Genomic DNA, 15,108 nt, shown 5'->3' on the forward strand with positions numbered 1-15,108 from the left:
GTGCTGGTTTTAGACGAGTCTAATCTAAACAGAAAAGGAATTCACATGAAAATTATTAAAGATTTGTGGTGGTTTTTCAAACTTGAAAAGCGCCGTTACCTGATTGGGATTTTATCGCTCAGTCTGGTGGCGGTCTTTAATTTGGTGCCACCTCTCATGATGGGTCAGGTCATTGACCACATTACCAATAAAAGTTTAACGCGTTCAAGCCTGTTGTGGGGCTTGCTCTGGCTGATTCTATCGGCTTTTGCTATGTATGTACTGCGTTATATCTGGCGGATGTATATCCTAGGAACGTCTTACCGTCTAGGACAGATTATGCGGTATCGGCTCTTTGAGCATTTTACCCGCATGTCACCGTCCTTTTATCAGAAGTATCGGACTGGTGACCTCATGGCCCATGCGACCAATGACATTAACTCCTTAACCCGCCTAGCAGGTGGCGGGGTGATGTCTGCGGTGGATGCCTCTATTACAGCGGTTGTTACTCTGGTCACTATGATTTTTACAATTTCATGGCAGATGACACTGGTAGCGGTTTTGCCTCTACCCTTTATGGCCCTAGCGACATCACGTTTGGGTCGGAAAACGCATGCGGCTTTTGGGCAATCCCAGGCAGCTTTTTCTGAGCTCAACAACAAGGTTCAGGAATCTGTCTCAGGGATTAAGGTGACCAAGTCCTTCGGTTACCAAGAGCAAGAATTGGCCTCCTTTCAGGAGACCAATCAGATGACCTTTGAAAAAAATATGGTCACCATGAGATATGATGCTCTCTGGGATCCCTTGGTTCTCTTATTTATCGGTGCCTCTTATGTCTTGACTCTGGGACTGGGAGCCTACTTTGTCAACCAAGGGCAGGTTACAGTTGGGAAACTCGTTACTTTTGTGACCTATCTGGACATGCTGGTATGGCCCTTGATGGCGATTGGTTTTCTCTTTAACATGACCCAACGTGGGCGCGTGTCCTACGAACGGATTTCCAGTCTTTTAGACCAGACTTCAGACGTAGAAGACAGTCAGACTCCCCGCTCTGCTATTACCAATGGTCGCCTAGCGTTTGATGTGGACCATTTTCGCTATGACCAAGAGGAGACCTTACAGGCCATTCACTTCGCTTTGGAGAAGGGGCAAACCTTGGGCCTCGTTGGTCAGACGGGTTCTGGAAAAACCAGTATCATCAAGTTGCTCTTGCGTGAATATGATGTCAATGAAGGCCAAATTACCCTAAATGGTCATGATATTCGGGATTATAGCCTGCGTGACCTTCGTAGTTTGATGGGCTATGTCCCTCAGGATCAGTTTTTATTTGCGACCTCAATCTTGGAAAATGTACGGTTTGGAAATCCAGATTTAAGCTTGGAGCAGGTTGAGTCGGCAACTAAACTATCCCAAGTCTACGAAGATATCATGGCCATGCCGGAGCAATTTAATACGGTTATTGGTGAGAAGGGAGTTTCTCTCTCAGGTGGCCAGAAGCAACGGATTGCCATGAGTCGAGCCATGATTCTCAATCCAGATATTTTGATTTTGGATGATTCACTGTCAGCTGTTGATGCTAAGACAGAACACGCCATTATAGAAAATCTTAAAACGACCCGTCAGGATAAGACGACTATTATTACAGCCCACCGCTTGTCGGCAGTAGTACATGCTGATTTAATTCTGGTTTTACAGGATGGACAAATCATTGAGAGAGGCCGACACGAAGACTTGGTGGCCCAGGACGGCTGGTATGCCTCAACCTACGCTAGCCAACAACTTGATTTAGAAGAGGAGGATACGACTGATGAAAACTAACCCTAGCCAATGGGTCGTCTTTAAGCGACTCTTATCCTACCTCAAACCTTATAAATGGTTAACTCTTCTAGCCCTGGGGCTCCTCTTGTCAACTTCAGTTATTAAATCGCTGATCCCCCTCATTGCTAGTCATTTTATCGATAGCTACATGACGGATTTTGGTCATGCAGCTCTTATGCTCCTGATCGGCTATTACGGCATGTATATCTTACAGACACTTGTTCAGTATTTTGGGAATTTCTTCTTTGCGCGTGTTTCCTATAGCGTGGTGCGGGATATTCGTCGAGATGCCTTTGCCAATATGGAACGCCTGGGAATGTCCTATTTTGACAAGACCCCGGCCGGATCGATTGTCTCTCGGATTACCAATGATACCGAGTCCATTTCGGAGATGTTTTCAGGTATTTTATCCAGCTTTATCTCGGCTATTTTCATCTTTACGGTGACTCTCTATACCATGTTAACCTTGGACGCCCGCTTGACTGGTTTGGTCGCGATTTTTTTGCCTTTTATCTTTATATTTGTCAATATCTACCGGAAAAAATCGACAGCTGTTATTGCCAAAACACGGAGTCTCTTGTCAGACATCAATACCAAGCTTTCCGAGTCTATCGAGGGCATTCGGATTATCCAGGCCTTTAACCAGGAGGACCGGCTGAAGGATGAGTTTGATGCGATAAATGAAGAGCACCTGCACTTTGCCAACCAGTCCATGAGGATTGACTCTATTTTCCTGCGTCCAGCCATGTCCCTACTCAAGCTTTTGGCCTATGCTGTTTTGATGGCTTACTTTGGCTTTAGCTGGCAGAAAATCGGGATTTCTGCTGGAATTATGTATGCCTTTATCCAGTACGTCAATCGTCTCTTTGATCCACTGATTGAGGTCACGCAAAACTTCTCAACCCTGCAGACCTCTATGGTCTCTGCTGGTCGGGTTTTTGCCCTTATCGATGAGGATGGTTATGAGCCTCTTCAGGACAATAGCGGAGCAGTAATTGAACAGGGTGATATTGAGTTTAAGCACGTTAGTTTTTCATACGACGGTGTTAATCCAATCCTGGATGATATCTCCTTCAGTGTTAAGAAGGGTGAAACCATTGCCTTCGTCGGCTCGACTGGATCAGGTAAGTCCTCTATTATCAATGTTTTTATGAGATTTTATGAGTTTCAGTCAGGACAGGTTCTCTTGGATGGACGAGATATTCGGACTTACTCTCAAGATCAGCTCCGTCAAAATATAGGGCTTGTCTTGCAGGACCCCTTCCTCTATCACGGAACGATTGCTTCTAATATCAAGATGTATCAAGAACTTACGGACGAGGAAGTCAAGGCTGCCGCAGAGTTTGTCGATGCGGACCAGTTCATTCAGAAATTGCCAAATGGTTACGACGAACCGGTTACAGAACGTGGATCAACCTTCTCGACAGGACAACGTCAATTGCTCGCCTTTGCCCGCACGGTTGCCAGCCAGCCTAAGATCTTGATTTTGGATGAAGCAACGGCCAATATTGACTCAGAGACCGAAGGAATTGTTCAGCATTCCTTAGCGAAGATGCGTCAAGGTCGGACGACGATTGCCATCGCCCATCGCCTCTCCACCATTCAGGATGCCAATTGCATCTACGTCCTTGATAAGGGCCGCATCATCGAGAGTGGTAGTCACGATGAACTCCTTGCTCTTGGTGGGACCTATCATAAGATGTATCAGCTCCAAGCAGGCATGATGGAGAACTAATTGGAAAACCTTAGTCTTTTGGAGAGTCAGCAACATCTCATTCTCTAACTAATAAATAGCCCAAATAGGTATGGAATTCATGTTTTTGAGAACAGTTTTCCATACCTTTTCTTTCATGTATTTTTCTCTAAGTCTAACATCTCGTTTGTAGACGGCTCCTTGGTTTATTGTTGACTAATTTTTAAGAAGCGACAAGCCATCACGTTGGCCAAAGTTGGTCGATTGGTTCTTTATTTTTGGGAGAGGGACCGTGAGGAGTGTTTTCGAGTAATTGTAACCCCTCTCAATTTTTTGAAAATTTTTACAAAAAATTGTTGACAGGTCAAAAAAAATCTTGTAAGATATTTGTAAATCAGGAGAAGTACATCAGGAAAGTTTTCAGGGAGCTGACGGATATTGCGAGTCAGTAGCGGACTTGGTCGAAATGGGCTGATTCTATAAATCGAGGATAAGCAATATTCCTCAGGTGTGTACCCCTTACCGTACGACTCCTTGTTAGAGGAGGATGAGATGACAGCTGGTTTTTAGGACCGTCATAGGAGCTGTTAATGGAGGTGGCACCGCGTTAGTGTTGACTAGACGCCCTCACATGTTTTAGGACATGTGAGGGCTTTTTTCTATCTTAGAGCTCAGAAAAGGAGAAGAAGGATGAAAAAACGATGGCGTAACTGCTTAGATTTAATCAAAATTTACTAGCATTATCATTCAGTTACAAAAAGAAAGAGGTCTTCTATGACAAACACAGTTGAAAAAGGTTATTTTGGTCAATTTGGTGGCTCCTTCGTTCCCGAACCCATTCAAGAGTTACTGGATCAGCTTGAGGCTGCTTTTGAGCAATATAAAAATGATCCAGAGTTTATTGCAGAATATGAATATTATCTCAAGGACTATTCAGGTCGAGAAACCCCGCTCTACTTTGCGGAGAGTTTAACAGACCATCTAGGAGGTGCAAAAATCTACCTCAAGCGTGAAGATTTAAACCACCTTGGATCCCACAAACTCAATAACGTGCTCGGTCAAATTCTTCTAGCCAAACGGATGGGCAAGACCCGAGTCATTGCGGAAACTGGAGCCGGTCAGCATGGGGTTGCTACAGCCGCTGCGGCAGCGAAATTTGGAATGGCCTGCGATGTTTACATGGGGGCTGAAGATGTCCGTCGCCAAAGGCTCAATGTTTTCCGTATGGAGATGATGGGAGCGACTGTTCATGCTGTTGAAGAAGGAACTCAGACCCTCAAAGAGGCTGTCGATGCTGCCTTTGGAGCATGGATGGCTGACTTAGATGCCTTCTATGTATTAGGCTCTGCTGTTGGTCCCCATCCTTATCCAACGATCGTTCATGAGTTCCAAAGTGTTATCTCTAAGGAATCTCGTCGTCAAATTTTGAACAAGGAAGGTCGATTACCGGACTATGTGATTGCCTGTGTAGGTGGTGGGTCCAATGCTATCGGGGCCTTCTCAGAGTACCTAGCTGACGAAAGTGTCAAACTAGTCGGTGTTGAGGCTGCTGGAAAGGGGATTGATACAGATCAGCACGCAGCAACCTTGACCCTGGGTGAAGTCGGTGTGATTGATGGCATGAAAACGATCGCTTTGTTCAATGAGGATGGTTCTGCCGCACCCGTTTATTCTATCTCAGCCGGTCTTGACTACCCAGGTATTGGTCCAGAACATGCCTTCTTTAAGGAATCTGGTCGCGTAGATTATGTTTCTGCTACGGATGAAGAAGCAGTACAAGCTCTCTTGACACTCAGCCGTACGGAGGGAATTCTTCCAGCTATTGAGAGTTCACACGCTCTGGCCCAAGTCATCAAGTTGGCACCAACCTTGGACAAGGATACCATCATTATCGTCAATGTTTCTGGACGTGGCGACAAGGACGTTGCATCAGTTGCAGAATATCTCGGTCAAACCATTGACTAATAAAAAAAGAAAAGGAAAAGTTATGAAAAATAAAGGTTTACTCGCAGTTTTAGCTGCCATCGTTATTCTTGTTTGTGGCGCAGTCTTCTTCCAAAATAAGGGAACAGAAGACGCTACGACAACAAAAGAAAATACCATTAAAAAGGTTGGGGTACTTCAGTTTGTAACCCATGAAGCTCTGGATGAAATCTACCGTGGAATCCAAGATGGTTTGGCTGAAGCGGGCTATTCTGGAGATAATGTTGAAATTGACTTCCTCAACTCAGAAGCAGACCAATCTAAGGTCCAAACTATGAGTCAGCAACTTGTTAGCAATGGCAACGATGTCCTCATCGGAATTGCAACACCAGCTGCGCAAGGATTGGCTTCAGCCACGAGTGACATCCCAGTTATCATGGGAGCTGTGACAGATCCTGTTGGCGCAAACTTGGTCAGCGATTTGAAACACCCAGATAAAAATATTACAGGTGTTTCAGATGTGACACCTATTGACAAGCAGGTTGAGTTGATGCAAGAATTAACTCCAAACGTTAAAACTGTTGGAGTTATCTACTCAAGCAGCGAAGATAACTCAGCTTCTCAGGTTGCAGAATTTAAGGAATTAGCAGCAAAAGCAGGCTATACAGTTGAAGAATATTCTGTTCCATCTACCAATGAAATTGCAACCAGTATGAGTGTCATGGTGGGCAAGGTAGATGCAATCTGGTTGCCACTTGATAACACAGTTGCCTCAGCTTTTAGCACAGTTGTTCAAGCTGCCAAAGAAAAGAAAATTCCAATTTATACTAGTGTCCAAACCATGGTGGAAGAGGGAGGTCTAGCTTCTGTTGCCATCGACCAATATCAACTCGGTGTTTCGACAGGTAAAATGGCTGCTCGTATCTTGGCTGGTCAAACCGTTGCTGAAAACCCTGTTGAAGTCGTGACAGAAGGTAGCCCAGTAATCAACATTAAGGTTGCTGCTGAACTCGGCCTCACCGTTCCAGACAGCCTTCTCAAAGACGCTCAAGTTGTAGAATAAGTGAAACAGGAGCCCTTGCCGATTGGTGAGGGTTTTTAAGGTCTTCAATTTATTCGCTTATCGGCAAGGATTGCCCTATACTGAAGGTGCAAAAAGCAAATTATCCTCTTCCAAAAATCACAACAATAGGTCGTTAGGCTTCCTTGCCTAACTTTCTTATGTCTATGTCAACCTGTCCTGTCTATTAAGATTTTGAGTGAGTATTAGGAGGTTTGGAGATGATCGTTTTAAGTCAATCGTTTTTAATCATTGCCACACTCTGGATCGCATTTTTGGTCTTAGGGATAGCAGTATTTCATCACCATGGACGTTTACCTTTAAAGAATCCTGTGAAGATTCTATTAGCCTTTCTTTTTCTCTTAATTATGGCAGGGATGGCCTATGTTCTCCTATTTTTAGGATTTTTTGGTTATAATTCTTAGTATTTTCCTTTTACAATTTATCAATTCATAAAAAATGGACCAACTTTCCACTCATCTTGGGTTTGGTTCTATTTATTTTTAGTTTTTCTTCATAGGAAGCTGACACACATGTAACCAATCAGTAAGAAGGGAACGAAGGGGATTGGACTCTGCGGGCCCTTTTTGAGTTGATAGAGTGCAACAAAGAGTGCGGTGAGGGAGCCGATTTGGATGGTCCATAGGAGGTCTGTCAGACCGAGCGTGAGCGAGAGACTTGCTAGGTAGAAGAGGTCACCGGAACCAATCTTGATGTCTTTGAACTCTGCTAGAAGGGCTAGGGATAGTAGAGTGACTGCTCTGCTATTGAACCCAAAATAAAAGAGGATGGGTAAACTAAAGGCTAGCCAGATGATGAGGGGAAAGGAGCGAGTCTTGAGGTCGTAGATAGTGAGGGTTAGGGAAAAGACTAGGCAATAGGCCAACCAGAAATCAAGGTAGTTCAGGTAGGTTAGCAGGGCTAGACAACCGATGATGGCCTCAAAAAGAGCGTACCAGGGCGGAATCTTGATCTGGCAATAGCGACAACGAAAACCTGATAGGAGCTGGGAGAAGATTGGGATGAGATCATACCAGGCTAGTTTGTGGCGGCAACGATCACAGTGACTAGCGGGAGTCACGATGGATTGTTGGGGGAAGCGCTCGATGACGACGCCTAGAAATGAGGCAATTGAAGCTCCTAAGCTAAAGATTAAAAGATATTCCATACTTGACTATTCGTAAGTTCTTCTGAAAGTACTTTCAGAAGATATTGAGTTTTCACTTGAATGATGAAATTAAAATCTAAAACTTTGAAACCCCTTGCAAGATTTTTTTAATATCATATAATAAAAAATGTAAACGTTATCAAAAAAATAAAAGGAGTACTGATCATGTCAAAAGTGACTAAAGAAGAGTTGATAGACTTGATCAGAGATGGGATTATCGTATCCTGCCAAGCCCTACCAGGTGAGCCACTTTATACTGAAGAAGGAGGCATCATGCCCCTCATGGTAAAAGCGGCAGAAGAAGGTGGAGCGGTTGGGATTCGGGCCAACAGCGTGAGGGACATTCGCCAGATTAAGGAAGTCACTTCCCTGCCAATTATTGGGATCATTAAGCGGGATTATCCTCCCCAAGAACCCTTTATTACACCGACCATGCGCGAGGTGGATGAATTGGCAGAGTTGGATATCGAGGTTATCGCCCTTGATTGTACCAAGCGTGAGCGCTTTGATGGTAAGAACATCTCAGACTTCATTCGTGAGGTCAAAATCAAGTATCCTGACCAGCTCTTGATGGCCGATATTTCTACTTATGAAGAGGGAATGACAGCTTTTGAAGCTGGTGTGGACTTTGTTGGAACTACCCTTTCGGGTTATACGAGTTACAGTCGTCAGGCACCTGGACCAGACTTTGATTTGGTTAAGGAATTATGCGAAGCTGGTGTTGATGTCATCGCAGAGGGCAAGGTTCATTCGCCAGAAGATGCTAAGCAGATGATGCAATTAGGCATTCGTGGTCTAGTTGTTGGTGGAGCCATTACTCGTCCAAAAGAAATTACTCAGCGCTTTGTCGCGGGAATTAAATAAGAAAATAAGAATCATACTAAATCTTGGAGGACAATTTATCGAGTTGTTAAGACCCATTATTGCCGTTAACTCATCCAAATGGATATTTTAGGAAAAATAGGAGAAAGAAAATGAAAAAATTCCTACGTTCACTTTTAGTCGGAGCTGCAGTTGTATCTTTGGCAGCTTGTGGTAAGTCTGGTGGTTCAACAGAATCAACTAGCAAATCAGCTGAAAGTTCAGCTGACACAACAGAAATTACTTGGTGGGCCTTCCCTACCTTTGCACAAGAAAACGCTAGCGATGGTGTTGGTACATACGAACAAAAAATTATCGCAGCTTTTGAAGAAGCTAACCCTGGTATTAAGGTGAAATTGGAAACCATTGACTTCACCTCTGGACCAGAAAAAATCACGACAGCTATCGAAGCAGGAACTGCACCAGACGTGCTCTTTGACGCACCAGGTCGTATCATTGACTACGGAAAAAATGGTAAATTGGCTGACTTGAACGACCTCTTTACAGAAGACTTTGTCAAAGATGTTAATAACGACAACATCATCCAAGCCTCTAAAGCAGGCGATACAGCTTACATGTATCCCATCTCATCTGCACCATTTTACATGGCTCTTAACAAGGCGATGTTAAAAGATGCTGGTGTGCTTGACCTCGTTAAAGAAGGTTGGACAACTGAAGACTTTGAAAAAGTGATCAAAGCTCTTAAAGACAAAGGCTACAATCCAGGATCGCTCTTCTCAAACGGTCAAGGTGGTGACCAAGGTACACGTGCATTCATCGCTAACCTTTATAGCGGAAGTGTAACAAACGAAGACTTGTCAGCATACACAACTGATTCACCAGAATTTGTAAAAGGTCTTGAAGCAGCAGCTCAATGGATCAAAGATGGCTCCCTTGCTAACGGTTCACAATACGTTGGTGGTGACGACATCCAAAACTTTGCAAATGGTCAAACTTCATTCACAATCTTGTGGCAACCAGGTTTCAACAACACTAACGCAGAATTGCTTGAAGCATCTCAAGTTGAAGTTGTTGAAGTACCATTCCCATCTGAAGATGGTAAACCAGCTCTTGAATACTTGGTAAACGGTTTTGCAGTCTTTAACAACGGTGATGACGCTAAAGTTGAAGCATCTAAGAAATTCATCCAATTCATTGCTGATGACAGCGAATGGGGTCCTAAGAACGTGAAACAAACTGGTGCTTTCCCAGTTCGTACATCATTCGGTGAACTCTATGATACAGAACGCATGACAACCATCGGCGGCTGGACTCAATACTACACAACTTACTATAACACTATTGATGGCTTTGCTGAAATGCGTACCCTCTGGTTCCCAATGCTCCAAGCTATCTCTAATGGTGAAAAAGAACCAGCAGCAGCTGCAACAGACTTCACAAAAGCAGCTAACGAAACGATTAAAAAATAAGCAATTTCATTTTTAAAATCAGATAAGAAGGTTAGTTGAAAAATTTCTAGAGACTGTCTAGCAGAAGAGGAAAAACTTCTGCAGACGATAGGTCGGTTTCCAACCAGGGGAAAAGTGTAGGAGACCAGCCTATCATAGGCCTCAAGAAATCCTAGCTGACCACCATCTTACTTGATTGGATTGCATTGTATATGACATGGCCCCCTTTCTAGTTGCTGTCATTTCAATTGGAAAAGGGGCTTTCAATTTAACGAAAGAGGGGTATTTCATGTGAAAATCAATAAAATTCGCATGCGAGAAACGCTAGTATCTTATGCTTTCCTAGCTCCTGTTCTCTTCTTCTTTGGCTTATTTGTTCTCTTGCCAATGGGGATGGGGATTGTGACCAGTTTCTTCCACTACACCATGACAGACTTTACCTTTGTCGGTTTGGACAACTATATTCGTCTATTCCATGATGAGGTCTTCTGGAAGTCCTTCATCAATACAGTGATTATCGTAATTGGTTCTGTGCCAATCGTAGTACTCTTTTCACTCTTTGTGGCTTCACAGACTTATCAAAAGGGTGTGATTACGCGTTCATTCTACCGTTTTGTCTTCTTCCTGCCCGTTGTAACCGGTTCTGTTGCGGTAACGGTTGTTTGGAAATGGATCTACGATCCACTGTCAGGTATTCTCAACTATGTCCTTAAAGCAGGTGGCATGATTGAGCAAAACATCTCTTGGTTGGGAGACAAGCAGTGGGCGCTGTGGGCGATTATCATCATCCTCTTGACAACCTCTGTTGGTCAACCGATTATCCTTTACATTGCAGCGCTTGGAAATATTGACAATTCCTTGGTAGAAGCTGCGCGTGTCGATGGTGCCAATGAGTTTCAAGTCTTCTGGAATATTAAATGGCCAAGTCTCTTGCCAACAACACTCTACATCGCAGTGACAACGACCATTAACTCCTTCCAATGTTTCGCCTTGATCCAGCTTTTGACATCAGGTGGACCAAACTACGCGACCAGTACACTCATGTACTACCTTTACGAAAAAGCCTTCAAACTGACAGAATACGGCTATGCCAACACCATCGGTGTCTTCTTGGCAGTCATGATTGCCTTAATTAGTTTTGCTCAATTCAAATTCTTGGGCGATGATGTGGATTATTAGAAAGGAGGAATACCATGAAAAAATCAAACTTCAGTCTCTTTAATGTCGTGACCAACGTGGTCCTCCTAATTTTGACAGTCCTCTTTATCTTCCCATTCTACTGGATTTTAACAGGGGCCTTCAAGGCACAGCCAGACACCATCAAAATTCCACCGCAATGGTGGCCTGCCAATCCGACCATGATCAACTTTGAAAAGTTGATTGTCCAAAACCCAGCCCTGCAATGGTTGTGGAACTCAGTCTTTATCTCTGTGGCAACCATGCTCTTGGTGTGTATTACAGCATCATTAGCAGGCTATGTATTGGCTAAAAAACGCTTCTACGGACAAAAATTGCTCTTCTCAATCTTTATCGCAGCCATGGCTCTTCCAAAGCAAGTTGTCTTGGTGCCGCTGGTACGGATTGTCAACTTTATGGGGATCCACGATACGCTAGCAGCGGTGATTTTACCGCTAGTCGGCTGGCCATTCGGGGTCTTCCTCATGAAGCAATTCTCTGAAAATATCCCGACGGAACTCTTGGAATCCGCTAAGATTGACGGGTGTGGTGAAGTGAGAACATTTTGGAGCGTGGCTTTCCCAATCGTAAAACCTGGTTTTGCTGCACTTGCTATCTTTACCTTCATCAACACATGGAATGATTACTTCATGCAGCTGGTTATGTTGTCTTCACGGCAGAACTTGACCATCTCACTAGGTGTTGCGACTATGCAGGCTGAAATGTCTACCAACTACGGTTTAATCATGGCGGGTGCCTTCCTGGCGGCTGTGCCAATCGTTGCTGTCTTCCTCATCTTCCAAAAATCTTTCACGCAAGGGATTACCATGGGAGCTGTTAAGGGGTAATAGCAGAGCAGTAAGTTTAATTTTAATCAGAAGTTGGAGAGAGCTGGTTATGGACTTGGTTCTCTCTCGGTCATGATATCAGAAGAAGAGGGGATTTGTAGATGATTTTTGATGAATTGACAGCTATTAGACGCTATAAGGGAATCCATCCTAATCTTGATAAGGCTATCAACTATTTTCAAGAGACTGATCTCAGTCAGTTAGAACTGGGTCGGGTCGATATTGATGGAGATGAGGTTTTCTTGCTAGTACAGGAAAATCTGCTCAATCAAGAGCCGACAGATGTCTTTGAATACCACAAGTCTTATATGGATATTCAGATGATCGAGAGCGGTTTGGAGATTATTCGCTATGGCCGTCAAGTGAAGGAAGAAACCCAGACTTTCTCTGGAGATATTGGCTTTGTCACCTGTCACAAGACCTATGATTATGACTTGGACGGTCGCACCTTTGCAGCCTTTTTCCCAGGAGAACCCCATCAACCTAACCAATACCTAGCTGGTCGCCAGCAGGTCAGAAAATATGTTTTCAAGGTTAAGTTAGCCTAGGCTGACCGACCTCAAAAGATAAGGAGTCCTGTATGCAAGATAAAACAAAGGCAATTATTTCAGCAATTTTTAGTTTGGATAGTGGTTTTATGAAGGCCTGTGAGCGCATCTTTGATTTTGCCATGCTCAATCTCCTCTTTGTGGTGTCTTGCTTGCCTGTGGTTACGATTGGTGTTGCCAAACTTAGCCTCTTCACTTGTTTGAATCAGATGGCTGAGACTGGGCATCTAGCTCCTTGGGCAGATTATAGCCAGGCCTTTAAAAGGAATTTTCGAGAAGGAATCAAACTAGGACTTGTAGAAGTGCTGGTGATAGGATTTTGTTTGCTTGATATTATCTTACTCAGCCAAGTCATGAGTCCTGCAGCTCAAGTCATTAAGATCTTGAGTTTTGGAGTTCTGATTTTAGTGACCATGACCAGTCTTTACCTCTATCCAATTGCTAGTCGTTATCAGCTAGGATTGAAAGAGTTGGTTTGGAAAAGTTTTCTCTTAGCCAGTCTCCATACTCCCAAGACCTTACTTATGCTGGCTGTGTTGGGAGGACTCTTTCTGGCAATGACCAGTTCCACTACGGCCCTGCTAGGTGGACTCTCTCTCCTGACCATTATTGGCTGGGTGCTTTTGGCTTACCTTAACCATCATTTGGTCCGTAAAGCCTTGGACCAATCCCTACAATCTTAATCAATAGAAAGAAGTATTACATGAAAGATTTAACCAAATACGAAGGTATTATTCCTGCCTTTTATGCCTGTTACGATGATGAAGGCAATGTCAGTCCTGAGCGCATCCGTACCCTGGTGACCTATTTCATCGACAAGGGTGTTAAAGGAATCTATGTCAATGGTTCTTCAGGTGAATGTATCTACCAATCTGTCGAAGACCGCAAATTGATTTTGGAAGAAGTTATGGTAGTGGCCAAGGGCAAGCTGACCGTTATTGCCCATGTTGCCTGCAATAATACCAAGGATAGTCAAGTGCTGGCTGCTCACGCAGAAAGTTTGGGTGTCGATGCTATTGCGGCTATCCCACCAATCTATTTCCGTCTGCCAGAACATGCCATTGCTCAGTACTGGAATGACATTAGTGCAGCAGCACCGAATACAGACTTTGTCATCTACAATATTCCGCAGTTGGCTGGTGTGGCCTTGACCCCAAGTCTCTACCGTGAAATGTTGAAAAATCCACGTGTTATCGGTGTGAAAAACTCTTCTATGCCGGTACAAGATATTGAAATCTTTAAGAGCCTAGGAGGTCCTGAAAAACTCGTCTTCAACGGTCCGGATGAGCAGTTCTTGGCTGGTCGAGTGATGGGTGCTATTGGTGGTATTGGTGGAACATACGGTGCTATGCCAGAACTCTTCCTCAAATTGGATGAGTTGATCGCAGCAGGAGACTTGGATCGTGCCAAGGACTTGCAATACACGATTAACACTATAATTGGTCACTTGGTTTCATGCCACGGTAATATGTACGGTGTGATTAAGGCCGTTCTTAAAATCAATGAAGGACTGGAACTCGGTAGTGTTCGTCAGCCTCTCGAACCTCTGATTGATAGCGATGAGGAATTGGTGGCAGAAGCAGCTCGCCTTATCCGTGAAGCTAAGGCTAACTTCTGCTAGGACAGGGGGTTGCATATGGACTACTATGTAGCGATTGATATTGGTGGTACCAGTATCAAATATGGTCTGGTGGATAGCCAAGATCAGATTATAGAAGACCATGAAATACCAACGGAGGCTCATTTAGGGGGACCTCATATCCTTGAAAAGGTTAAGGGGATTGTTTCATCTTATGTGGACAAGGCTCCTAAGGGAATTGGTATTTCCTCTGCTGGCATGGTCGACCCTGATGAGGGGGGTATTTTCTATGCAGGGCCTCAGATTCCTAACTATGCGGGTACTCAGTTTAAGAAGGAACTAGAAGCGACCTTTGGGATTCCTTGTGAGATTGAAAATGATGTCAACTGTGCAGGCCTAGCTGAGGTTATCTCTGGTTCTGGGGTCAACAGTCAGGTGGCAGTCTGTCTGACTGTCGGTACTGGCATCGGAGGTTGCTTGGTCATTGACAATAAAGTCTTCCATGGCTTTAGCAATTCTGCCTGTGAGGTGGGCTATTTGCATCTACCTGATGGCGCCTTTCAAGATTTGGCTTCGACAACTGCCCTGGTCCATTATGTGGCGGACCTTCATGGCGATGACCCTGCAGATTGGAATGGGCGTCGGATTTTTGCGGAGGCTACAGAGGGCAATAAGCTCTGCATTCAAGGAATTGACCGCATGGTCGGCTATCTGGGTCAAGGCATTGCTAATATTTGCTATGTTGCCAATCCCGAAGTTGTCATCTTAGGTGGTGGTATTATGGGACAAGAAGCCATTCTACGCCCTCGCATCCAACAAGCTCTCAAAGATGGTTTGGTTCCAAGTCTAGCGGATAAGACGACCCTTGTCTTTGCCAAACATAGAAACACAGCTGGAATGTTAGGTGCCTATTACCACTTTAAGATTAAACAAGAAGAACGCCAGAAAGCCTAGTTGAGATAAAACAGTATTCTGTAGAGGAAAAGCTTCTATATTTTAGTTGTTGACCTCTACAGATTTTCTTTTAAATTTTTTGAAATCAAAAG

The 15,108-nt window shown here is 44.1% G+C and carries 14 protein-coding genes; 13 read left to right on the plus strand and 1 reads right to left on the minus strand.

Annotated elements, in window-relative coordinates:
• Positions 1–45: 45 nt before the first annotated feature.
• From ACFORF_RS07695 to ACFORF_RS07715, 5 genes are all read left to right on the plus strand, one after another.
• The gene (locus tag ACFORF_RS07695) at positions 46–1,797 is read left to right on the plus strand and encodes an ABC transporter ATP-binding protein (protein ID WP_380426979.1); all 1,752 of its coding nucleotides are present in this window, start codon (positions 46–48) and stop codon (positions 1,795–1,797) included.
• On the plus strand, positions 1,787–3,532 hold the full coding sequence (locus ACFORF_RS07700) for an ABC transporter ATP-binding protein (RefSeq protein WP_380426981.1): 1,746 nt from the start codon (positions 1,787–1,789) through the stop codon (positions 3,530–3,532). Before ACFORF_RS07695 ends, ACFORF_RS07700 begins: the two co-directional genes overlap by 11 nt.
• Positions 3,533–4,264: 732 nt before the next feature.
• Positions 4,265–5,455 (plus strand): tryptophan synthase subunit beta, encoded by a 1,191-nt coding sequence (trpB, locus tag ACFORF_RS07705; RefSeq protein WP_380426983.1) that lies wholly within the window; start codon positions 4,265–4,267, stop codon positions 5,453–5,455.
• Positions 5,456–5,477: 22 nt separating this feature from the next.
• A complete protein-coding gene (gene trpX, locus ACFORF_RS07710; protein ID WP_380426985.1) occupies positions 5,478–6,476 on the plus strand; it encodes a tryptophan ABC transporter substrate-binding protein in 999 nt (332 codons plus the stop codon).
• A gap of 218 nt (positions 6,477–6,694) precedes the next feature.
• Positions 6,695–6,898, plus strand: coding sequence for a hypothetical protein (locus ACFORF_RS07715; protein ID WP_380426987.1), 204 nt, complete (start codon positions 6,695–6,697; stop codon positions 6,896–6,898).
• A gap of 89 nt (positions 6,899–6,987) precedes the next feature.
• Here ACFORF_RS07715 and ACFORF_RS07720 read toward each other — a convergent pair whose 3' ends face one another.
• Entirely contained in the window at positions 6,988–7,641 is a 654-nt protein-coding gene (locus ACFORF_RS07720) for a prepilin peptidase (RefSeq protein ID WP_380426989.1), read from the minus strand.
• 165 nt (positions 7,642–7,806) lie between these two features.
• On the opposite strand from ACFORF_RS07720, the gene ACFORF_RS07725 reads away from it, so the two are divergent.
• The 8 genes from ACFORF_RS07725 (at position 7,807) to ACFORF_RS07760 (ending at position 15,016) form a co-directional block, all read left to right on the plus strand.
• Complete coding sequence (locus ACFORF_RS07725; protein ID WP_380426991.1) at positions 7,807–8,505, plus strand: N-acetylmannosamine-6-phosphate 2-epimerase; 699 nt, start codon at positions 7,807–7,809, stop codon at positions 8,503–8,505.
• A 110-nt stretch (positions 8,506–8,615) separates the two neighbouring features.
• Complete coding sequence (locus tag ACFORF_RS07730; RefSeq protein ID WP_380426993.1) at positions 8,616–9,932, plus strand: ABC transporter substrate-binding protein; 1,317 nt, start codon at positions 8,616–8,618, stop codon at positions 9,930–9,932.
• A gap of 291 nt (positions 9,933–10,223) precedes the next feature.
• Entirely contained in the window at positions 10,224–11,090 is an 867-nt protein-coding gene (locus ACFORF_RS07735; protein ID WP_380427105.1) for a carbohydrate ABC transporter permease, read from the plus strand.
• A gap of 14 nt (positions 11,091–11,104) precedes the next feature.
• Positions 11,105–11,935, plus strand: a complete 831-nt coding sequence (locus ACFORF_RS07740) for a carbohydrate ABC transporter permease (RefSeq protein WP_380426995.1) — start codon at positions 11,105–11,107, stop codon at positions 11,933–11,935.
• 101 nt (positions 11,936–12,036) lie between these two features.
• Positions 12,037–12,483, plus strand: coding sequence for a YhcH/YjgK/YiaL family protein (locus ACFORF_RS07745; protein ID WP_380426997.1), 447 nt, complete (start codon positions 12,037–12,039; stop codon positions 12,481–12,483).
• Positions 12,484–12,515: 32 nt separating this feature from the next.
• The gene (locus ACFORF_RS07750) at positions 12,516–13,166 is read left to right on the plus strand and encodes a YesL family protein (protein WP_380426999.1); all 651 of its coding nucleotides are present in this window, start codon (positions 12,516–12,518) and stop codon (positions 13,164–13,166) included.
• Positions 13,167–13,186: 20 nt separating this feature from the next.
• Positions 13,187–14,104: a dihydrodipicolinate synthase family protein gene (locus ACFORF_RS07755; protein WP_380427001.1), complete on the plus strand. Its 918-nt coding sequence runs from the start codon at positions 13,187–13,189 to the stop codon at positions 14,102–14,104.
• Positions 14,105–14,119: 15 nt separating this feature from the next.
• Positions 14,120–15,016: an ROK family protein gene (locus ACFORF_RS07760; RefSeq protein ID WP_380427003.1), complete on the plus strand. Its 897-nt coding sequence runs from the start codon at positions 14,120–14,122 to the stop codon at positions 15,014–15,016.
• Positions 15,017–15,108 lie beyond the last annotated feature (92 nt).

Source organism: Streptococcus caprae (assembly GCF_042649745.1).
Classification (GTDB): domain Bacteria; phylum Bacillota; class Bacilli; order Lactobacillales; family Streptococcaceae; genus Streptococcus; species Streptococcus caprae.